22 protein-coding genes are annotated in these 19181 nt (G+C 71.1%); 15 read left to right on the top strand and 7 right to left on the bottom strand.

The features are described from left to right. Window positions 1-22: 22 nt before the first annotated feature. Window positions 23-1909, bottom strand: coding sequence for a sulfate adenylyltransferase subunit CysN (cysN, locus tag E4F61_RS08150; protein WP_133479178.1), 1887 nt, complete (start codon window positions 1907-1909; stop codon window positions 23-25). Further along, entirely contained in the window at window positions 1909-2817 is a 909-nt protein-coding gene (gene cysD, locus E4F61_RS08145) for a sulfate adenylyltransferase subunit CysD (RefSeq protein WP_133479177.1), read from the bottom strand. Before cysD ends, cysN begins: the two co-directional genes overlap by 1 nt. A 162-nt stretch (window positions 2818-2979) precedes the next feature. On the opposite strand from cysD, the gene cysK reads away from it, so the two are divergent. From cysK to E4F61_RS08125, 4 genes are all read left to right on the top strand, one after another. Next, on the top strand, window positions 2980-3954 hold the full coding sequence (gene cysK, locus E4F61_RS08140) for a cysteine synthase A (protein WP_133479176.1): 975 nt from the start codon (window positions 2980-2982) through the stop codon (window positions 3952-3954). A gap of 85 nt (window positions 3955-4039) precedes the next feature. Next, complete coding sequence (locus E4F61_RS08135; protein ID WP_133479175.1) at window positions 4040-5053, top strand: aminoglycoside phosphotransferase family protein; 1014 nt, start codon at window positions 4040-4042, stop codon at window positions 5051-5053. Then, a complete protein-coding gene (gene murU / locus E4F61_RS08130; RefSeq protein WP_133479174.1) occupies window positions 5050-5760 on the top strand; it encodes an N-acetylmuramate alpha-1-phosphate uridylyltransferase MurU in 711 nt (236 codons plus the stop codon). The genes E4F61_RS08135 and murU overlap by 4 nt, the downstream gene beginning before the upstream one ends. A 73-nt stretch (window positions 5761-5833) precedes the next feature. Continuing rightward, window positions 5834-6106, top strand: a complete 273-nt coding sequence (locus E4F61_RS08125) for a DUF4242 domain-containing protein (RefSeq protein ID WP_133479173.1) — start codon at window positions 5834-5836, stop codon at window positions 6104-6106. Between the two features lie 6 nt (window positions 6107-6112). Here the strand turns inward: E4F61_RS08125 and hda are convergent, their stop codons facing one another. The 3 genes from hda to E4F61_RS08110 are packed head-to-tail and all read right to left on the bottom strand — an operon-like array spanning window position 6113 to window position 9128. Beyond that, window positions 6113-6823 carry a DnaA regulatory inactivator Hda gene (gene hda / locus E4F61_RS08120; RefSeq protein WP_133479172.1) on the bottom strand — a complete coding sequence of 237 codons (711 nt, stop codon included), beginning with the start codon at window positions 6821-6823 and terminating at the stop codon, window positions 6113-6115. Further along, on the bottom strand, window positions 6823-7947 hold the full coding sequence (locus E4F61_RS08115) for an AI-2E family transporter (RefSeq protein WP_133479171.1): 1125 nt from the start codon (window positions 7945-7947) through the stop codon (window positions 6823-6825). The genes hda and E4F61_RS08115 overlap by 1 nt, the downstream gene beginning before the upstream one ends. Continuing rightward, on the bottom strand, window positions 7947-9128 hold the full coding sequence (locus E4F61_RS08110) for a DUF2066 domain-containing protein (protein WP_238382852.1): 1182 nt from the start codon (window positions 9126-9128) through the stop codon (window positions 7947-7949). Before E4F61_RS08110 ends, E4F61_RS08115 begins: the two co-directional genes overlap by 1 nt. 18 nt (window positions 9129-9146) lie before the next feature. Here E4F61_RS08110 and purM point away from each other — a divergent pair, with 18 nt between their 5' ends. From purM to E4F61_RS08090, 4 genes are read left to right on the top strand one after another with little or no spacing between them, the layout of a single operon-like run. Beyond that, complete coding sequence (gene purM, locus E4F61_RS08105; protein ID WP_238382850.1) at window positions 9147-10187, top strand: phosphoribosylformylglycinamidine cyclo-ligase; 1041 nt, start codon at window positions 9147-9149, stop codon at window positions 10185-10187. Next, on the top strand, window positions 10187-10858 hold the full coding sequence (gene purN / locus E4F61_RS08100; protein WP_133479169.1) for a phosphoribosylglycinamide formyltransferase: 672 nt from the start codon (window positions 10187-10189) through the stop codon (window positions 10856-10858). The genes purM and purN overlap by 1 nt, the downstream gene beginning before the upstream one ends. Next, window positions 10855-11559 carry a DUF3108 domain-containing protein gene (locus E4F61_RS08095; protein WP_133479168.1) on the top strand — a complete coding sequence of 235 codons (705 nt, stop codon included), beginning with the start codon at window positions 10855-10857 and terminating at the stop codon, window positions 11557-11559. Before purN ends, E4F61_RS08095 begins: the two co-directional genes overlap by 4 nt. 4 nt (window positions 11560-11563) lie before the next feature. Next, window positions 11564-12235, top strand: coding sequence for a DUF3108 domain-containing protein (locus E4F61_RS08090; protein WP_133479167.1), 672 nt, complete (start codon window positions 11564-11566; stop codon window positions 12233-12235). Between the two features lie 66 nt (window positions 12236-12301). Here E4F61_RS08090 and murA read toward each other — a convergent pair whose 3' ends face one another. Both murA and E4F61_RS08080 read right to left on the bottom strand, forming a co-directional pair. Further along, the gene (gene murA, locus E4F61_RS08085; RefSeq protein WP_133479166.1) at window positions 12302-13558 is read right to left on the bottom strand and encodes a UDP-N-acetylglucosamine 1-carboxyvinyltransferase; all 1257 of its coding nucleotides are present in this window, start codon (window positions 13556-13558) and stop codon (window positions 12302-12304) included. 31 nt (window positions 13559-13589) lie between these two features. Next, entirely contained in the window at window positions 13590-13829 is a 240-nt protein-coding gene (locus E4F61_RS08080) for a BolA family protein (RefSeq protein WP_133479165.1), read from the bottom strand. Between the two features lie 94 nt (window positions 13830-13923). Between E4F61_RS08080 and E4F61_RS08075 the strand changes: the two genes are divergently transcribed. The 7 genes from E4F61_RS08075 (at window position 13924) to hpf (ending at window position 19177) form a co-directional block, all read left to right on the top strand. Next, a complete protein-coding gene (locus E4F61_RS08075) occupies window positions 13924-14922 on the top strand; it encodes a KpsF/GutQ family sugar-phosphate isomerase (RefSeq protein WP_133479164.1) in 999 nt (332 codons plus the stop codon). Between the two features lie 13 nt (window positions 14923-14935). Next, window positions 14936-15508 (top strand): KdsC family phosphatase, encoded by a 573-nt coding sequence (locus tag E4F61_RS08070; RefSeq protein WP_133479163.1) that lies wholly within the window; start codon window positions 14936-14938, stop codon window positions 15506-15508. Beyond that, window positions 15505-16065 carry an LPS export ABC transporter periplasmic protein LptC gene (gene lptC / locus E4F61_RS08065; protein ID WP_133479162.1) on the top strand — a complete coding sequence of 187 codons (561 nt, stop codon included), beginning with the start codon at window positions 15505-15507 and terminating at the stop codon, window positions 16063-16065. The genes E4F61_RS08070 and lptC overlap by 4 nt, the downstream gene beginning before the upstream one ends. Next, entirely contained in the window at window positions 16049-16558 is a 510-nt protein-coding gene (gene lptA, locus E4F61_RS08060; RefSeq protein ID WP_133479161.1) for a lipopolysaccharide transport periplasmic protein LptA, read from the top strand. Before lptC ends, lptA begins: the two co-directional genes overlap by 17 nt. Continuing rightward, window positions 16558-17277, top strand: a complete 720-nt coding sequence (gene lptB, locus E4F61_RS08055) for an LPS export ABC transporter ATP-binding protein (protein ID WP_133479160.1) — start codon at window positions 16558-16560, stop codon at window positions 17275-17277. Before lptA ends, lptB begins: the two co-directional genes overlap by 1 nt. 72 nt (window positions 17278-17349) lie before the next feature. Then, window positions 17350-18750: an RNA polymerase factor sigma-54 gene (locus E4F61_RS08050; RefSeq protein ID WP_133479159.1), complete on the top strand. Its 1401-nt coding sequence runs from the start codon at window positions 17350-17352 to the stop codon at window positions 18748-18750. Window positions 18751-18850: 100 nt separating this feature from the next. Beyond that, a complete protein-coding gene (gene hpf / locus E4F61_RS08045) occupies window positions 18851-19177 on the top strand; it encodes a ribosome hibernation-promoting factor, HPF/YfiA family (RefSeq protein WP_133479158.1) in 327 nt (108 codons plus the stop codon). Window positions 19178-19181: the final 4 nt, after the last annotated feature.

Below are 19181 nucleotides of genomic sequence, written 5' to 3'. Positions count from 1 at the left end.
CGCGCGACTGCCGGATGCACCGTCAGGGCTCCAGCAGGCGCTGCACCACCTGCTCCGCCAGCGCTTCGGGGGGCACGTCCAGCGTCCGCAGCACGAGCTCCGCATGCTCCGGCACCTCGTAGGGCGAATCGATGCCGGTGAAGTTCGGGATCATCCCCGCGCGCGCCTTCGCGTAGAGGCCCTTGACGTCGCGTGACTCGGCGACGTCGAGCGGCGTGTCCACGAACACTTCGACGAACTCGCCGGGGCCGAAGAGGCTGCGCGCGAGGCGTCGCTCGGAGCGGAACGGCGAGATGAAGCTGACCAGCACGATCAGCCCCGCGTCGGTCATCAGCTTCGCGACTTCCGCCACGCGCCGGATGTTCTCGACGCGGTCCTCGTCGGTGAAACCGAGGTCCTTGTTCAGGCCGTGGCGGACGTTGTCGCCGTCGAGGATGTAGGTGTGCCGCCCCATCGCATGCAGGCGCTTCTCGACCAGGTTGGCGATGGTCGACTTGCCCGACCCCGACAGGCCCGTGAACCACACGCAGCGCGGTGACTGCCCCTTCAGGCGCGCGCGCGCGGCCCGGTCGACGTCGACGTGCTGCCAGTGGATGTTCGCGGCGCGACGCAGCGCGAAGTCGATCGTGCCCGCGCCGACGGTCGCGTTGGTCTGGCGGTCGATCAGGATGAAGCCGCCCAGCTCGCGGTTGTCGCGATACGCCTCGAACGGCACCGGCGTGTCGAGGTAGAGATTGCACACGCCCACCTCGTTCATTTCGAGGTGCTTCGCCGCGAGCGGCTCCTGCGTGTTGACGTCCACCTTGTGCTTGATCTCGGTGACGCTCGCGCCGACCTCGCGTGCGCCGATCTTCAGCCAGTAGGGCCGACCCGGCAGCAGGGGCTGCGCGTCGAACCACAGCAGGTGCGCCGCGAACTGGTCGCTGACCTGCGGCGCATCGTGCGCGTCCGCGATCACGTCGCCGCGGCTGATGTCGAGTTCGTCGGCGAGCGTGAGCGTGACCGCCTGCCCGCGCGCGGCGACGGCGAGGTCGCCGTCCGCGGTGACGATGCGCGCCACGCGCGAGCGACGCCCGGACGGCAGCGCGACGACCTCATCGCCCGGCCGGACCGTGCCCGCGGCCACGGTGCCTGCGAAACCGCGGAAATCCTGGTGCGGGCGGCTGACCCACTGCACGGACAGGCGGAAGCCCGCGCCCGCGTCGGCATCGCCGGGCGGCACCCGCTCGAGGAATTCCAGCAGGGTCTCGCCGGCATGCCACGGCATGCGGGGCGATCGCTCGATCAGGTTGTCGCCCTCCAGCGCCGACAGCGGCACCGCGCTCACGTGCTCGATGCCCATCGACGCCGCGAGCGTGCGGTATTCGGCCGCGATCGCGTCGAACGTGGCCTGGTCGTAGCCGACCAGGTCCATCTTGTTCACGGCCAGCAGCACGTGGCGGATGCCGAGCAGCGAGACGATGTAGCTGTGGCGGCGCGTCTGCGTGAGCAGGCCCTTGCGCGCATCGACCAGCACCACGGCGGCGTCGGCGGTGGACGCGCCGGTCGCCATGTTGCGGGTGTACTGCTCGTGCCCCGGGCAGTCGGCGACGATGAACTTGCGCCTGGCCGTGCTGAAGAAGCGGTAGGCGACGTCGATGGTGATGCCCTGCTCGCGCTCGGCGGCGAGGCCGTCGAGCAGCAGCGCGTAATCGATGCGTTCGCCCTGCGTGCCGTGGCGGCGGCTGTCCTTCTCCAGCGCGCTGAGCTGGTCCTCGAACAGCCCGCGCGTATCGTGCAACAGGCGGCCGATCAGCGTGCTCTTGCCGTCGTCCACGCTGCCGCAGGTGATGAAACGCAACAGGTCGCGCGACTCGTGGTCGGCGAGGTAGGCGGCGACCGTCGCGGCCGCGTCGTCCGGACGCGTCATCAGAAATAGCCCTCGCGCTTCTTCTTCTCCATCGACGCCGACGGATCGTGGTCGATCACGCGGCCCTGCCGCTCGGAAGTGGTGGCCACCAGCATCTCGGCGATGATCTTCTCCAGCGTGTCGGCCTCGGATTCGATGGCGCCGGTGAGCGGATAGCAGCCCAGCGTCCGGAAACGCACGCGGCGCATCGACGGCGCCTCGCCCTCGCGCAGCGGGAAGCGCTCGTCGTCGACCATGATCAACGCGCCGTCGCGCTCGACCACCGGACGCTCGGCCGCGAAGTACAGCGACGGCACCGGGATCCTCTCGCGGTAGATGTAGAGCCAGATGTCGAGCTCGGTCCAGTTCGACAATGGGAACACGCGCACCGATTCGCCGGGCTCGATGCGTGCGTTGTACAGGCTCCAGAGTTCGGGCCGCTGGTTCTTGGGATCCCAGGCGTGCTGCCGGTTGCGGAACGAGAACACGCGCTCCTTGGCGCGCGACTTCTCCTCGTCGCGGCGCGCGCCGCCGATCGCGGCATCGAAGCGGTAGCGGTCGAGCGCCTGCTTCAGCGCCTGCGTCTTCATCACGTCGGTATGCACGGTGGCGCCGTGCGAGACCGGGCCGATGCCCTGCGCGAGCCCGTCGGGATTGGTGTGCACGCGCAACTCGACCCCGGTTTCGGCCGCGCGGCGGTCGCGGAACTCGATCATCTCGCGGAACTTCCACGTCGTATCGACGTGCAGCAGCGGGATCGGCGGTCGCGCGGGGAAGAACGCCTTCAGCAGCAGGTGCAGCAGCACCGAGCTGTCCTTGCCCACCGAATAGAGCATCACCGGATTGCGGAAGGACGCCGCGACCTCGCGCAGGATGTGCAGGCTTTCGGCCTCGAGGCGATCGAGGTGGCTGAGGCGGGGCAAGGTCATCGGGCGGGGGGCGTGCGTCGGTCCGGGGATTATGGCCGCTGGCGGCCTGCGGACGTGGCGGCGGTCGGTGTCCGATCCGTGCCGCCGCAGCGTTCGACCAGCGGCGCGCCGGTTTGACACTGGGGGCTGCACCCTAGCGGTCCTCCCCCGCGAGCCACCGCCATGGCCCTTCACGACAGCATCCTCGACACGATCGGCCGCACGCCGATCGTCCGCCTCCAGCGCGTCGCGCCGTCGAACGTCACCCTTTACGCGAAGGTCGAATCGTTCAATCCCGGCGGCTCGGTCAAGGACCGGCTGGCGCTGGCCATCGTGCTCGACGCCGAGCAGCGCGGCCTGCTCAAGCCCGGCGACACGATCGTGGAGGCGACCTCCGGCAACACCGGCATCGCGCTCGCGATGGTGGCCGCCGCGCGCGGCTACAAGTTCGTGGCGGTAATGACGGAGACGTTCTCCATCGAGCGCCGCAAGCTGATGCGCGCGTACGGCGCGAAGGTGATCCTGACACCGGCGGCCGAGCGCGGCACGGGCATGGTGCGCCGGGCGCGGGAGCTCGCGGAGAAGCACGGCTGGTTCCTCGCGCGCCAGTTCGAGAACGAGGCGAACCCGGCCTTCCACCGCAGCACCACCGGTCCGGAGATCCTGCAGGACTTCGCCGGCCGCCGCCTGGACTGTTTCGTCAGCGGCTGGGGCACCGGCGGCACGATCACGGGCGCGGGCCAGGTGCTCAAGCGCGCCCGGCCGGGCATCAAGGTAATCGCGGCCGAGCCGGCCGGTGCCGCGCTGCTGTCCGGCGAGCCGTGGCAGCCGCACAAGATCCAGGGCTGGACGCCGGACTTCATCCCCGAGGTGCTGGACCGCTCGGTCGTCGACGACATCCTCAAGATCGACGACACCCTCGCCCGCGACACCGCGCGCCGGCTCGCCGCCGAGGAAGGCCTCTTCGTCGGCATCTCCGCCGGCGCGACCGCCGCCGCGGCGCTGCGCGTGGCCGAGTCGGCACCGGAGGGGTCGGTCATCCTGACCATGCTCCCGGACACCGGCGAGCGCTACCTGTCCACGGTGCTGTTCGAGGGCGTCGCCGAGGGGTCGGACGACGACTGGCTGCAGTCGATCGGCGACACCAGCCTGCCGTGAACACGGCGCGGGGCGCGTCCGCGATTGCACGCCGACGCCGCCCCGCTACCCTGTCGCCTCGCGGCCGTCGCCGCGCGGAGTCGCAATGGATCACGGCACTACCCCCGACGCGCGCGAAGCGGCGCGCCTCGACTGGGCCCGGTCGGCCACCGGCCACCCGGACATCACGCTGGTCGCCGCGTCGGCGGATGCCGGCTTCCGCAGCTACTGGCGCACGGTCGGCGAATCGCCGACCCGCATCGTCATGGACTCCCCGCCCGACAAGGAGGACGTGCGCCCCTGGCTCGCGCTGCGCGACGTGCTCGAATCGGGCGGCGTGCGCGTGCCGCGCGTGCTGGCGCGCGATGTCGACGCGGGCTTCCTGCTGCTCGAGGACCTCGGCGCGCAGACCTACCTGCACGTGATCATCGACACCAACGCGGACGAGCTGTTCGAGGCCGCCGTCGGCCAGTTGCTCAAGCTCCAGGCCATCGCGCCGCCCGCGGGCCTGCCCGCCTACGACGAGGCGCTGCTCACGCGCGAGCTGCGCCTGTTCGACGAATGGTTCCTCGCTCGCCACCTCGGGCATGAGCTCGACTGCGACGACCTCGAGAACCTCGACGCTGCCTACCGCGTGCTGATCGACGCCGCGCTCGCGCAGCCGACGGTGCTGGTGCATCGCGATTTCATGCCGCGCAACCTGATGCCGACCGACGACGGCGACGGCCCGGCGGTGCTGGATTTCCAGGACGCGGTCGTCGGCCCGATCGCCTACGACGCGCTGAGCCTGTTCAAGGACGCGTTCCTGAGCTGGCCGGAAGCATCGGTGCTGCGCTGGCTGCGTCGCTACCACGAGCGCGCGCTCGCCGCGGGGCTGCCCGTCCCGCCGCTGGAACGCTTCCTGCGCGATGCCGACCTCATCGGCGTGCAGCGCCACCTCAAGGTGCTCGGCATCTTCGCGCGCCTGAACCATCGCGACCGCAAGCCGAAATACCTGGAGGATGCGCCGCGCTTCGTCGCCTATCTCGACGCCGTGCTGCCGCGCTATCCCGAGCTCGCGCCGCTCGCGCGCGTGATCGAGCGCCGCGTGCGCGCGACGTTCCCGCGCATCGACGCATGAAGGCGCTCGTCTTCGCCGCGGGCCTCGGCGAGCGCATGCGCCCGCTCACGCTCACCACGCCCAAGCCGCTGCTCGAGGCCGGCGGCAAGCCACTGATCGCGTGGCATCTGGAGAAGCTCGCGGCGATCGGCGTCGACGAAGTGGTCGTCAACACCAGCTGGCTCGCCGATACGTTCGAGCGGACGCTCGGCGACGGCGCGCGCTGGGGGCTGCGCCTGCGGTATCTGTTCGAAGGCGCCACGCCGCTGGAGACCGGCGGTGGCATGTGGAACGCGCTCGCTTCGCTGTCGCCCGACGGTGCGCCCTTCGTCGCCGTGAACGGCGACATCTGGACCGATTACGACTTCGCACGACTGCCGAACGCGCCCGAGGGCCTCGCGCATCTCGTGCTGGTCGACAATCCGGGCCACAACGCGCGCGGCGACTTCGCACTGGCCGGCGATCACGTACGCAGCGAGGGCGCGTCGACGCTGACCTTCTCGGGCATCGGCGTGTACCGCCCGGCGCTGTTCGACCGCTGGCGCGAGATCATCGGGGACGCCCCCGGTGCCGCGGACGCGCCGCCACGCTTCAAGCTCGCGCCGCTGCTGCGGGAGGCGATGCGCGCCGACGCCGTCACCGGCGAGCATCACCGCGGCCGCTGGACGGATGTCGGCACGCCCGAGCGGCTGCAGCAGCTCGATCGCGCGCTGCGCGACGCGGCCTGACGGGCCGACCACTGGCGCGGCGGCGCCGGGGACGCGGCGTACAGTCGAAGGCTCCTTCCACGGAGCCGCCGCCATGCCGCGCTACGTCATCGAACGCAACATCCCCGGTGCCGGATCGCTGTCCCCGCAGGAACTGAAGGCGATCTCGCAGAAGTCCTGCAGCGTGCTCGACGAGCTCGGCCCGCATATCCAGTGGGTGCAGAGCTACGTCACCGACGACCGCGTCTACTGCGTCTACACCGCGCCGAGCGAAGCGCTGATCCGCGAGCACGCGACGCGCGGCGGGTTTCCCGCCGATCGCATCTCGAAGGTGAGCAGCATCATCGACCCGGTGACGGCCGAATAGCCCGGCTCAGAGATCGGGGCCGAGCACGTCGCGCAGGAACGGGACGGTGAGCCGGCGCTGCGCCGCGAGCGCCTCGCGGTCGAGGCGGTCGAACAGCTGCGTCAGGCTGCCGAGGTCGCGGTCCACGCGACGCATCAGCCAGTCGATCGCGACGTCATCCACCGCCAGCCCGCGGCGCTGCGCGCGCTGACGGAGCACCTCGCGACGCGCGTCGTCGCCCGGCGGCTGCAGCGCGATGCCGATGCACTGGCCGAGGCGCGAGCGCAGGTCGGGCAGCGAGAGCCCGAGCGCATCCGGCCGCACGCTGGCGGCGTAGGCCACGCGGGTCCCGGCCGCGCGTGCGCGGTTGTGGAAGTCGAACAGCGCGACTTCGTCCGGCCGTTCGCCCGCGACGGCGTCGAGGTCGTCGAGCGCGACGAGGTCCATGCCTTCCAGCGACTGCAGCGCATCGCCGACGCGCCCGGCCAGCCCGGTGAGCCGCAGGTAGGCCGGCCGCCGGCCCGCCTCGAGTGCCTGCGCGCAGGCCCCCAGCAGCAGATGGGTCTTGCCGGCGCCGGTCGGGCCGCTCAGGTAGAGCCAGTCCTGCGACGTGCCGTCGGCCACCGCCGCGAGCAGCGCCAGCGCGCCGTCGGGCGCGGCGACGAACGTTTCCAGGCGCTGGTCGGGCGGATACCGCAGCGCCAGCGGCAGCTGCGGCACGTGACGGCCGGTCGGCATCAGGCCGGCCCGTGGCCCGCGTCGGTCACGATGACGGGGGCGTCGCCCGCATAGAGCCGGCTCTCGCGATAGCGCTCGTGCGCGTAGCGCAGCAGCACATTGGCCACCGCCGCCACCGGCAGCGCCAGCAGCATGCCGAGGAAACCGAACAGCTGCCCGCCGGCGAGCACCGCGAAGATCACCGCCATCGGGTGCAGGCCGATGCGGTCGCCCACCAGCTTCGGCGTCAGCACGTAGCTCTCGATGATCTGGCCGACGCCGAACACCGCGAGCACGCCCGCCATGTGCTGCCAGTCGCCGAACTGCACCAGCGCGGCCACGAGGCCCAGCACGATGCCGCTGGTGGGGCCGAGGTACGGCACGAACGTCAGCAGGCCCGAGGTCAGGCCGATCAGGATCCCGAGGTCGAGCCCGACCAGCCACAGGCCGACCCCGTACATCACGCCCAGGATCAGCATCACGAGGAACTGGCCGCGCAGGAACGCGCCGAGGACGTCGCTGGATTCCTTCGCCAGTCGCGCCACGACCGGCAGGTGCGCACGGGGCACCAGCGAGGCGACGCGCTCGACGAGCAGGTCCCAATCGCGCAGGAAGAAGAACGTCAGCACGGGCAGCAGCACGACGTTGGCGAGCAGGCCGATCAGCGCGAAGCCCGAGCGCGACAGATAGCCGAGCATCGCGGCCGCGACGCCGCCGGCGCGCTCCCAGTGCGTGCGCGCGAGCTCGACGAGGTGGTCGAGGTCGAGCCACGCCTGCAGCTGGAATCCCGTGCGGGTCTCCACCCACGGCACCGCGGTACCCACGACCCAGTCGCGGTAATGCGGGATCGACTGCACCAGCGTGACGATCTGCCGCTCCAGCGCGGGCACCAGCACCAGCATCACCGCGAGCACGGCGAGCGTCATGACGATGAACACGATCGCGACCGCGGTGCCCCGGCTGCGCCCGCGCGCTTCCATCCGGTCGACGATCGGATCGCCGAGCCAGCCCAGCAGCGCGGCGATCGCGAACGGCGTCAGCACCGGTGCGAGCAGCCAGAGCAGCCAGCCCGCGAGCGCGACCGCCGCCGCCCATTGCAGGCGGCGGAGGAAGCGCGCGATGTCGTCGAGCGCCGGCGCGTGCATCAGCGGAGGCGGAAGGTGGTCGTCGCGTCGTCGTCGCCCACCGGCTCCAGCACGCCGTCCTTCGCGACCGCCTTCGAGAACCCGGCGACGCCGCTGACGAGCTCCAGCTCGTAGGTCAGGCCATCGGGCGTGGCGCGCAGCGCGGTCGCGCGCTTCACGACCGCGCTGCGTTCGAGATACGCGGCCAGGCGGATGAAGTCGTCGGTGCTGTTCACGCCGGTGATCGTCACCACGTAACGCCCCGGCGGCCCCAGCGTCTTGCCGGGCTTGGCGTACTTGCGGATCAGCGCATCGGCCGCGATGTCGGCGCCGCCGGCCATGGCGCGGCGGGCGTCGCGGTCGTAGGTCGCGGTCTTGGCGAGCTGGCGGCCGCTGTCGAGGAAGGTCCATTCCGCCTGCCAGCCGCCCGCGACGGTCCGGTAGAGCTTGCCGATCAGCTGCATCGGCGGTGCGTACTTCGACGAGGCGCGCGCGATCGCCGCGGTGTCGCCGCGCCAGATCGACCCGACCAGCGCCTGCTCGGCGGCCGTGCCCGCGGGCAGGCCCAGCGAGTAGCCACGCTGCTTGGCGCGATCCAGCACCGGCCGCGCGGCACCGCTCTTGTTCAGCCCGACCAGGCGCGGGCCGGAGCCGTCGTCGATGGCGAGCCAGAGCACCGGCTTCGGGCGCGGCGTCGGCCAGGACTGCAGGCCCAGCGTGCTGATGATCTCGTCGACCTTCTTCGGGTCGTACTGGACGACGAGGGTCGTGTTGTAGGTCGGTGCGCCGGTCGGGCCGATGCCCTCGTCCTGGCGGAAGTCGTAGTGGTCGACGTACTGCCGCGCGCGGCGCAGTTCGTCGCCGACGCCCGGCTTCTGGTTCACCGAGCGGTCGCCCGTCACCCGCTGCAGCACCTGCAGCAGGCCACGCGCGAAGCCGGTATTGCGCTGGGCATCGGTCTGGTTGTTGACGACGACTTCGGCCGAGTACGGGCCGGACGCCTGCGCCCGGGAACCCTCCACGCGTTGCGCCAGCACGACGGTGCTGAAGGCGAGCAGGAGGAATGCGGAGAGGAATCGGGACGCGCGCGCCATCGCCAGCCAGGGGTCGTGGACAGGCCGGACATGGTGCCGCAGCGCCGCCGGGCCGTCCACGGCGGCCGGCCGCGGCGGTGCGCGCTGGTAGAATCGCGGGCTCTTCACACGATCGCCGAGACCGCCGTGTCCCAGTCCTCCGACCGCGCCCCGCTCACCTACCGCGAGGCCGGCGTCGACATCGACGCGGGCAACGAGCTCGTCGAGCGCATCAAGCCGCTGGTCAGGCGCAGCTTCCGTCCCGAGGTGATGGGCGGGCTCGGCGGCTTCGGCGCGCTGTTCGACTTGTCGGGCAAGTACCGCGAGCCGGTGCTGGTGTCCGGCACCGACGGCGTGGGCACCAAGCTCAAGCTGGCGCAGCAGCTCGGCCGCCACGACACCATCGGCATCGACCTGGTGGCGATGTGCGTGAACGACGTGCTGGTCCAGGGCGCCGAGCCGCTGTTCTTCCTCGACTACTTCGCCACCGGCAAGCTGGACGTGGACACCGCCGCGGCGGTCGTCGGCGGCATCGCGCGCGGCTGCGAGCTCTCCGGTTGCGCGCTGATCGGCGGCGAGACCGCCGAGATGCCCGACATGTACGCGCCGGGCGAGTACGACCTCGCGGGCTTCTGCGTGGCGGCGGTCGAGAAGTCGAAGCTGCTGGACGGCGCGAAGGTGCGCGAGGGCGACGTGCTGGTCGGCATCGCCTCCAGTGGCCCGCATTCGAACGGCTATTCGCTGGTGCGCCGGATCTACGACCGCGCCGGCCGCCCCGCCGATCTCGACATCGGCGGCGTGAAGCTGGTCGACGCGCTGATGGCGCCGACCGCCCTCTACGTGAAGCCGGTGCTCGAACTGCTCGCCGCGCACGACCTGCACGCGATGGCGCACATCACCGGCGGCGGCCTCACCGAGAACATCATCCGCGTGATCCCCGCAGGGCTCGGCCTCGACATCGACGCCAGCGCGATCGTCCTGCCGCCGGTGTTCGACTGGCTGCAGCGCGAAGGCGCCGTCGCAGACGAGGAGATGTGGCGCACGTTCAACTGCGGCATCGGCTTCGTGCTGGTGGTGTCGCCGGACGACGTGGCGGCCGTCGCGGGCGACCTCGACCGCCTCGGCCTCGCGCACCGCCCGATCGGCCGGGTCGTCCGCGCGGACGGCGAGCGCGTGCGCATCGGCTGATGGCCGCGCCCCTGCGTCTGGCGGTCCTCGCCTCCGGCCGCGGCAGCAACCTGCAGGCGATCCTCGACGCCATCGGCGACGGCGTCCTCGATGCCACCGTGGTCGGCGTGTTCTCCGACCGGGCCGGCGCGAAGGCACTGGAACGCGCGCGCGGCGCCGGCATCGCGGCGGTCGCCGTGACGCCCGCGCACTTCGATTCCCGCGACGGATTCGACGCCGCGCTGTTCGAGGCGATCGAGGCGGTTCAGCCCGACCTCATCGTCTGCGCCGGATACATGCGCCTGCTGGGCGCCGCCCAGGTCGAGGCATGGAAGGGCCGCATGATCAATATCCATCCGTCGTTGCTGCCGCTGTTCAAGGGCCTGCGCACGCACGAGCAGGCGCTCGCGGCGGGCGCACTCGAACACGGCGCCAGCGTGCATTTCGTGAGCGCGGAACTCGATGGCGGGCCGGTGATCGCGCAAACGCGCGTGGCCGTGGTGCCGGGTGAGGACGCCGCCGCGCTCGCCGCTCGCGTGCTGGACCGCGAGCACCCGCTGCTGCTGGCGACACTGGGGCTGTTCGCGGCGCGCCGCCTGCGACTCGACGGCGGTTCGGTCATGCTCGACGGCCGCCGGCTCGCGCGGCCGCTGCAGCTCGCGGGCACCGAACTCGTGGAGATCGAGGCATGAGGACGTTCACGCGGTGGGGGCTGGCCGCCGCCCTGCTGTGGGTCGCCGGGCTCGCGCAGGCCGTGGAACCGTTCCGTGCCACCTACGACGTCTACCGCGGAGGCCGCGCGCTCGGCGTCGCCACCCTGTCGGTGGCGCCCGACGGCGGCCGCTGGCGCGTCGACCTGGTGATGGACGGCAAGGGCCTGATCGGACTCGCCGGACTGAACGCTCAGCAGAGCACCGTCTTCGACGAGGTGAACGGCGCCTATCGACCGATCGCCCAGAGCACGGTGCGCAAAGTCCTGTTCACGCGGAAGCAGACCACCGGTATCTACGATTGGTCGGCTCGCAAGGCGACCTGGACCGGGGATGTGAAGAAGACCCGCCGGTCGCCGGTGGATCTGCAGCCGGGCGACATGAGCGGCCTGCTGATCAACCTCGCGGTGATCCGCGACGCGCAGCCGGGGCAGACGCTTCAGTACCGGTACGTGGACAGCGGTCGCGCCCGCGTGCAGCAGTACGTCGTGTCCGCCACGCCGGAGGACATGAGCGTCGGCGAGTTGCGCTACAGCGCGCTGCGCGTCGACCGGGTCCAGTCCGGCGCCGAGCAGACCTCGATCTGGGTCGCGGACGGCGTTCCGACGCCGATCCGCATCCTGCAACGTGAAAACGGCGAAGACACCTACGATCTTCGCCTCGTCGAATACAAGGGAGCCTGACCACATGACGAAGACGTTCCTCCGCGGCGCCGTACTGGCCGCCTCGCTCGCCCTCATCGGCGCGCCCGCCTTCGCCGCGCAGCCGTTCAGCGCGCCGTACCAGGCGAACTACATGGGCATGAAGGCGACGGGCCGCATGGCCATCGAGCCCGCGGGCAATGGCCAGTGGCGCTACACGCTCGAAATCCACAACCAGATGGCGAACCTGGTCCAGACGACCGTGTTCGACGAGGACGGCGGCGTGCTGCGCCCGCTGTCGGGCACCGACAGCAACAAGCTGCTGATCAAGAAGTCGAACAAGAAGGCGAGCTACGACTGGTCGCGCGGCGTCGCGACGTGGTCGGGCGACGTGAAGGCCGATCGCGCCGGCCCGATCGCGCTGCGCAAGGGGGACCTCGACGCGCTGCTCGTGAACCTGGCGATCGCGCGCGACGCGACCGCCGGCAAGCCGCTGCGCTACCGCATGGTCGACAACGGCAAGGCGCGCGACCTGACCTATACCGTCGCCGGCAAGGACGCGGTCACGGTCGGCGGCAAGTCGCAGCAGGCGACGAAGGTGGTGAGCACGGGCGGCGGCAAGAAGACCACGCTGTGGGTGGTGCCGGGCGTGCCGGTGCCGGTGCGCATCATGCAGGTGGACGACGGCGACACCATCGACCTGCGGATCGCCCAGTAAGCGATCCGACGGCCACGAAAAAGCCCCGCATCGGCGGGGCTTTTTTGTTGGCGTTGCCGCTGGCGATCAGCCGATGCGCGAGATCTTCGCACCAAGCCCCGACAGCTTCTGCTCGATGTTCTCGTAGCCGCGGTCGAGGTGGTAGATACGGTCGATCGTCGTCGTGCCGTTCGCGACGAGACCCGCGAGGATCAGCGACGCCGAGGCGCGCAGGTCCGTCGCCATCACCGGCGCGCCGCTCAGGCGGGGCACGCCGCGTACCACCGCCGTATGACCGTCGACACGGATGTCCGCGCCGAGGCGCAGCAGCTCGTTGACGTGCATGAAGCGGTTTTCGAAGATCGTTTCATTGATCACGCCCACCCCGTCGGCCACGCAGTTGAGCGCCATGAACTGCGCCTGCATGTCGGTCGGGAAGCCGGGATGCGGCATCGTGGTGATGTCGACCGACTTGGGGCGGCGGCCCTTCATGTCCAGCGTGATGCGGTCGCCGTCGCAGTCGAGTTCGGCGCCGGCATCGCGCAGCTTGTCGAGCACGGCGTCCATCGTGTCCGGCCGCGCATGCGTGATCGTGACGCGACCACCGGTCATCGCCGCGGCGACCAGGAACGTGCCTGCCTCGATGCGATCGGCCACCACCGAATGCTCGCAGGCGTGCAGGCGGTCGACGCCTTCCACCACGATGCGCCCGGTGCCGGCGCCGGTGATGTTCGCGCCCATCGCGATCAGGCATTCGGCGAGGTCGACGATCTCGGGCTCCATCGCCGCGTTCTCGATCACCGACCGCCCCTGGGCCAACGTCGCGGCCATCAGTACGTTCTCGGTGGCGCCGACGCTGACGATGTCGAACACGTGACGCGCGCCCCGCAGCTTGTCCGCGCGCGCCTTGATGAAGCCGTTTTCCACCGAGATCTGCGCGCCGAGCGACTGCAGGCCCTTGATGTGCAGGTCGACCGGGCGCGAGCCGATCGCGCAGCCGCCCGGCAGCGAGACTTCCGCATGGCCGTACTTCGCCAGCAGCGGACCCAGCACCAGCACCGACGCTCGCATCGTCTTGACCAGCTCGTACGGGGCGACGTGGCTGTTGACGGTCGTCGGGTCGACGGTGACCACGCCCGGCCCGCCGTCGCCGACGCGCGCGCCCAGCTCGGCGAGCAGCCGCGCGGTGGTGTGCACGTCGTGCAGGTGCGGCACGTTGCGCAGCGTCACCAGCCCGTCGGCGAGCAGCGTCGCGCAGAGGATCGGCAGGACGGCGTTCTTGGCGCCGGAAATACGGACTTCGCCGTTCAGCGGCGCGCCGCCTTCGACAACGATCTTCTGCATGGATTTTTCGGCCGGAAAAGTGGAGTGGCGGTCAGCCGGCGGCGCCCGCTTCCTCGGGCGTCAGCGTCTTGAGCTGGAGCGCGTGGATCTCGCCGCCCATGCGGTCGCCCAGCGTGGCGTAGACCATGCGGTGGCGGGCGAGCGGCAGCTTGCCCCGGAAGGCGTCGCTGACGACGGTGGCCTCGAAATGCACGCCGTCGTCGCCCTGCACGTCGGCGCGCGCGCCGGGCAGGCCCTGCTCGATGAGCTCGCGGATGGTCTGGGGATTCACTGCACTACCTGTCGGCAAGGGCGGCGCCGGGCGCGGAACGGCCGGACCGCTTAAACTGGACGGATTAGCCTAGCGGAAAGGACCCCCGTCCGAAATGGCGGAACACGGCACGACGGCCCCGGCCCCCATCGACTTCCCCGCCAGCGGCCGACGCGTGTTCGCGATCGAGGCGGACGCCCTCGCGGCCGTGTGCGCGCGCCTGGACGCCGCGTTCTCGCAGGCCTGCCAGGCCATGCTCGACGCCCGCGGCCGCGTGGTCTGCATCGGCATGGGCAAGTCCGGCCACGTGGCGCGCAAGATCGCCGCGACCCTCGCCTCCACCGGCACGCCCGCGTTCTTCGTCCATCCGGGCGAGGCCGCCCACGGCGACCTCGGCATGATCACGGACGCCGACGTCGTGCTCGCGCTGTCCTACTCCGGCGAGAGCGACGAGATCCTCACGCTGATGCCCGTGCTCAAGCGCCAGGGCAACATCGTGATCGCCATGACCGGGCGGCCCGCCTCGACGATGGCGCGCGAGGCGGACATGCACCTCGACGTGTCCGTGCCCGCCGAAGCCTGCCCGCTGCACCTGGCGCCGACCTCCAGCACGACGGCCTCGCTCGCGATGGGCGACGCGCTGGCGGTCGCACTGCTGGAGGCGCGCGGCTTCACCGCCGACGACTTCGCACGCTCGCACCCCGCCGGCGCGCTCGGTCGCCGTCTGCTGCTGCACATCGCGGACGTCATGCACGCCGGCGACGCGCTGCCGGTGGTCGGCCCCGATGCCACCGTGAGCGAAGCGCTGGTGGAGATGAGCCAGAAACGGCTCGGCCTCACCGCGGTCGCGGACGCCGACAGGCGCCTGCTCGGCGTCTTCACCGACGGCGACCTGCGCCGCACCCTCGACGATGCGCAGCTCGACATGCGCGCCACGCCGATCGCACAGGTGATGACGCGCCAGCCACGCACGATCGGCGCCGACGTGCTCGCCGTGGAGGCCGCGCACGTGATGGAGCAGTACAAGATCAACGGTCTGCTCGTGGTCGACGCTGAAGGGCGGGTGGTCGGCGCGCTCAACATTCACGACCTGTTGCGCGCACGGGTGGTTTAACCCCCTGATCACGATGACGAAGCCCGCCCCCGCCCCCGCCGACCTGCGTGATCGCGCCCGCCGCGTGCGCCTCGCCTGTTTCGACGTCGATGGCACGCTCACCGACGGCCGCCTCCTCTACGACAGCGCGGGCGCCGAGTCGAAGGCGTTCCACGTGCACGACGGCCAGGGCCTCGTGCTGCTTCGTCGCGCCGGGATCGAGGTCGCGCTGGTGACCGCCCGCACGAGTCCGGTCGTGGAGCGTCGCGCCACTGAGCTCGGCGTGCGCGCCTGCAGCGGCATCGGCGACAAGCTCGCGTGCGTCGAGGGCCTCGCTCAAGGACTCGGCCTCGAGCTCTCGCAGGTCGCGTTCATGGGCGACGATCTTCCCGACCTCAAGGTGATGCGCCGCGTCGGCCTGTCGGCCTGCCCGGCCGATGCGCACCCGTGGCTCGCGCGCGAGACCGCGTGGCATGCGCCCCGCCCCGGCGGTCGCGGCGCGGCGCGCGCCTTCTGCGACATGCTGCTCGAGGCCCAGGAGTGCGTGGACGCATTGATCGGCGAGCTGCTCGCCGAGCGGCCGCCCGCACTCGGAGCGCAGGCATGAGTTGGCGCGTGGTGCTGAGCACGATCCTGATCGTCGCCGCGATCGTCATCGGTGGCGCGCTGTGGCGCCAGAACGCAACGGGCTCGACATCGCTCGAGGCAGGGCGATCGGACTACACGCTCCACGACTTCGAGCTCGTTTCGCTCGATTCGGAGGGCCGCGAGGCGTTCACGCTGCGTGCGCCCAAGCTCACGCGCGACCCGGACGTGCGCACGCTCGACATCGCAACGCCGGTATTCGCCATCCCGGTGCGCACCGGCGGCAACGCCAAGCCGTGGGACGTGCATTCCGCGAAGGGATGGGTGTCGGCATCGGGCGACGAAATCCGCCTGCGTGGCGACGTCGTCGCCACCAGCATCGACGCGGACGGCCAGCCGATCCGCATGGATACGCAGCAGCTCAATGTTTTCCCGCAGTCCAACCGCGCCACGTCGCCCGTGCAGGTCGTCGTCAGGCAACCGGGACTTATACTCAACGGACACGGCATGGACGCGAAGCTGGACAGCCGCGTCGTGCAGCTCCAGAACGTCAAGGCACGCTATGAAAAGTCGCCCTAGCCTCGCGGCCGTCACCGCGCTCGCGCTCCTCGCCGCCGTCGGCGTCGCCGGCGCGCGCAGCTCGGACCGCCGCCAGCCGATCGACATCGAGGGCGGCTCGGCCGTGTACTCGACCGACGACAGCCGGCCCACCGTGCTGAGCGGCGGCGTGACGATCACGCAGGGCACGCTGCGCATCACGGCGTCCACCGCCGAGATCACCATGCGCAACGGCGAGGCCGTGCGCGCCGTGCTGAGGGGCGGCCCGGTCCGCATGAGCCAGCAGCTCGACGACGGCACGCCGATGTCGTCCGTGTCGAGCGCGGCCGACTACGACATGAAGGCCGACGTCGTGGTGTTCAGCGGCAACGTCGGCATCCAGCAGCCGCGCGGCTCGCTCTCGGGCGACCGGGTGACCTACAACATGCGCAGCGGCCAGGTCGCCAGCGGCGGCGCGGCCGGCGGCGGTCGCGTGAAGATGCGCATCCTGCCCAAGAACTCGGGCACGCCCTGATGCTGCGCGCGGAAGGTTTGCGCAAGAGTTACAAGTCGCGCGAGGTGGTCCGGGATTTCGGACTGAGCCTCGACGCGGGTGAAGTCGTCGGGCTGCTCGGTCCGAACGGCGCCGGCAAGACGACCTGCTTCTACATGATCGTCGGGCTCGTGCCCGCCGATGCCGGGCAGATCCTGCTGGACGGCAAGGACATCACGTCGCAGCCGATGTACGCGCGCGCCAAGCACGGCGTCGGCTACCTGCCGCAGGAGCCGTCGGTGTTCCGCCGCCTGAGCGTCGCCGACAACATCCGGCTGGTGCTCGAGCTGCGCACGGACCTGGATCGCGCCGGGCGCGAGCGGGAACTGGGCGTGCTGATGGAGGAGCTGCAGATCTCGCACGTGTCCGACCAGATCGGCGCGAGCCTGTCCGGTGGCGAGCGCCGCCGCGTCGAGATCGCGCGCGCGCTGGCGGCCAAGCCGCGGCTGATGCTGCTGGACGAGCCGTTCGCCGGCGTCGATCCGATCTCGGTCGGCGAGATCCAGAAGATCGTCCGGCACCTCACCGAGCGCGGCATCGGCGTCCTGATCACCGACCACAACGTCCGCGAAACCCTCGGCATCTGCGACCGCGCCTACATCCTCAACGAGGGCGTGGTGCTCGCGCAGGGCGCGCCGGACGCCATCCTCGCCAATGCCGACGTACGGCGCGTCTACCTCGGCGAAACGTTCCGACTGTAATGCTGCGGCGCCCGACCGACGGCGGCCCATCCCGCTGACCCGCGACACGAGCGCCGTGTACCTTGCATGTCGATGAAACCGCGCCTCCAGGCTTCACTCGGCCAGCAGCTGGTGATGACGCCGCAGCTTCGCCAGGCGATCCGCCTGCTGCAGCTGTCGTCGGTCGAGCTGGACGCGGAACTGACCGAGGCGGTCGAGAGCAACCCGCTGCTGGAATGGGACGACGGCGAAGTGGCGGTCGCGCCCGACCCGCGGCAGGCCGATGTCGGCGACGCCGAAGCGCCCGCCGAGGCGTGGAGCGACAGTGAGCTCGAGGGCTGGGCGGACGGCGGTCGCGGCGGCCAGGGCGACGACCCCGAGTCGGGGAGCCTCGCCGAGCAGGTCGCCGACCCCGAGACCCTGCAGGACCACCTGCTGTGGCAGCTGCACCTGAGCAGCCTGTCCGCGCGCGACCGCATGATCGGCGTGGCGATCATCGAAGCCATCTCCGAGGACGGCTACCTGCGCGAGCCGCTGGAGGCGATCGCCGACACGCTGGACCCGCCGCTTCCCGACCTCGACGAGATGCTGACGGTGCTGCACGTGGTGCAGCGCTTCGATCCGGTCGGCGTGGGCGCGCGCACGCTGTCCGAAGCGCTGTGCGTGCAGCTTTCGACCGCCGAGGACACGCCCGACCGCGCCCTGGCGATGCACATCGCCTGCGAGCACCTGGAGCGCCTGCCGCGGCTGGGGGTCGACCGCCTCGCGCATGAGATCGCGGAACCGCGCGACGCCGTGGAGCGCGCCGTGGCCCTGCTGCTGTCGCTGGACCCGCGCCCGGGCGCGCGCCTGGGCGAGGTGACGCCGGAAAGCTACGTCACGCCCGACGTGGTGATCTGGCGCCAGCGCGGCGCCTGGCGCGCGGCACTGGCCGATCACGGGCGCCCGCGACTGCGCATCAACCGCGGCTACGAATCGCTCATCCCGCACACCTCCAGCGCGGACGCCGCGTATCTGCGCACGCACTTGCAGGAGGCGCGCTGGCTGCTGCGCAACGTCGAGGCGCGCGGCGAGACGCTGCTGCGCGTCGCGCGCTGCCTCGTCGAGCGCCAGTCCGCGTTCCTCGAATCCGGGGACGCAGGCCTGAGGCCGCTGACGCTGCGCGAGGTCGCGGCGGAGCTGGGCCTGCACGAGTCGACGATTTCCCGCGCCATCGCCGGCAAGTACGCGCGCACACCGCGCGGCACGCTGCCGCTGCGCGCGTTCTTCGCCTCGGGCGTGGGCAGCGGCACGACGGACGAAACGTCCAGCGCCGCGGTGCAGTCGATGATCCGGCAGCTGGTCGCGGCGGAGAACCCGCGCAAACCCCTGTCGGACGCGCGCCTCGTGGAATCGCTGCGCGCCGCCGGCGTGACGGTCGCGCGCCGCACGGTGGCAAAATACCGCGAGTCGCTGGGGATCCCGTCGTCGCAGGACCGCGTCCGGATCGGCTGACCTTCGCAGTGTTTGACGGACGTCAATCCGTCGCTGCGCGAAAGTGCGATGCTGGGGTCGCGGCCACACCGGCCGCCTCGACCGACAGTCAGGAGTAGCCATGCGAATCGACATCCACGGCCAGCACATCGACGTCACCCCGGCGCTGCGCGACTACGTCGCGACGCGGTTCGAGCGCCTTGCGCGCCATGTCGAGCGACCGTTCGACGTGCGCACCGTCCTGGCGGTGGAGAAGACCCGGCAATGGGCCGAGGCGACGGTCACGCTGGCCGGCCATACGATCCATGCCGACGCCGACGGCCTCGACGTCTACGCGGCGATCGACCTGCTCGCCGACAAGCTCGACCGTGCGCTGCTCAAGTACAAGGAAAAGCGCGGCGACCACCACCGCGGTGAGCGCCTCGCGCGCGTCGTCGAGACCGCCTGAGGCC

The sequence above is a fragment of the Cognatilysobacter segetis genome (assembly GCF_004359965.1).
GTDB classification, from domain to species: Bacteria; Pseudomonadota; Gammaproteobacteria; order Xanthomonadales; family Xanthomonadaceae; genus Cognatilysobacter; species Cognatilysobacter segetis.
The sequence above is the reverse complement of the archived record's forward strand: the minus strand, read 5'-3'. Positions and strand labels throughout refer to the sequence as shown.

Bases quoted from the DNA above. Each gene is read 5' to 3' on its own strand.
- E4F61_RS08095 (WP_133479168.1), top strand. From the start codon at position 10,855: ATGAGGACGTTCACGCGGTGGGGGCTGGCCGCCGCCCTGCTGTGGGTC.
- hda (WP_133479172.1), bottom strand. From the start codon at position 6,823: ATGCCGACCGGCCGTCACGTGCCGCAGCTGCCGCTGGCGCTGCGGTAT.
- E4F61_RS08075 (WP_133479164.1), top strand. From the start codon at position 13,924: ATGGCGGAACACGGCACGACGGCCCCGGCCCCCATCGACTTCCCCGCC.
- E4F61_RS08115 (WP_133479171.1), bottom strand. From the start codon at position 7,947: ATGCACGCGCCGGCGCTCGACGACATCGCGCGCTTCCTCCGCCGCCTG.
- lptB (WP_133479160.1), top strand. From the start codon at position 16,558: ATGCTGCGCGCGGAAGGTTTGCGCAAGAGTTACAAGTCGCGCGAGGTG.
- E4F61_RS08135 (WP_133479175.1), top strand. From the start codon at position 4,040: ATGGATCACGGCACTACCCCCGACGCGCGCGAAGCGGCGCGCCTCGAC.
- E4F61_RS08050 (WP_133479159.1), top strand. From the start codon at position 17,350: ATGAAACCGCGCCTCCAGGCTTCACTCGGCCAGCAGCTGGTGATGACG.
- E4F61_RS08070 (WP_133479163.1), top strand. From the start codon at position 14,936: ATGACGAAGCCCGCCCCCGCCCCCGCCGACCTGCGTGATCGCGCCCGC.
- purN (WP_133479169.1), top strand. From the start codon at position 10,187: ATGGCCGCGCCCCTGCGTCTGGCGGTCCTCGCCTCCGGCCGCGGCAGC.
- cysK (WP_133479176.1), top strand. From the start codon at position 2,980: ATGGCCCTTCACGACAGCATCCTCGACACGATCGGCCGCACGCCGATC.
- hpf (WP_133479158.1), top strand. From the start codon at position 18,851: ATGCGAATCGACATCCACGGCCAGCACATCGACGTCACCCCGGCGCTG.
- lptC (WP_133479162.1), top strand. From the start codon at position 15,505: ATGAGTTGGCGCGTGGTGCTGAGCACGATCCTGATCGTCGCCGCGATC.
- lptA (WP_133479161.1), top strand. From the start codon at position 16,049: ATGAAAAGTCGCCCTAGCCTCGCGGCCGTCACCGCGCTCGCGCTCCTC.
- E4F61_RS08090 (WP_133479167.1), top strand. From the start codon at position 11,564: ATGACGAAGACGTTCCTCCGCGGCGCCGTACTGGCCGCCTCGCTCGCC.
- E4F61_RS08125 (WP_133479173.1), top strand. From the start codon at position 5,834: ATGCCGCGCTACGTCATCGAACGCAACATCCCCGGTGCCGGATCGCTG.
- murA (WP_133479166.1), bottom strand. From the start codon at position 13,558: ATGCAGAAGATCGTTGTCGAAGGCGGCGCGCCGCTGAACGGCGAAGTC.
- cysN (WP_133479178.1), bottom strand. From the start codon at position 1,909: ATGACGCGTCCGGACGACGCGGCCGCGACGGTCGCCGCCTACCTCGCC.
- cysD (WP_133479177.1), bottom strand. From the start codon at position 2,817: ATGACCTTGCCCCGCCTCAGCCACCTCGATCGCCTCGAGGCCGAAAGC.
- murU (WP_133479174.1), top strand. From the start codon at position 5,050: ATGAAGGCGCTCGTCTTCGCCGCGGGCCTCGGCGAGCGCATGCGCCCG.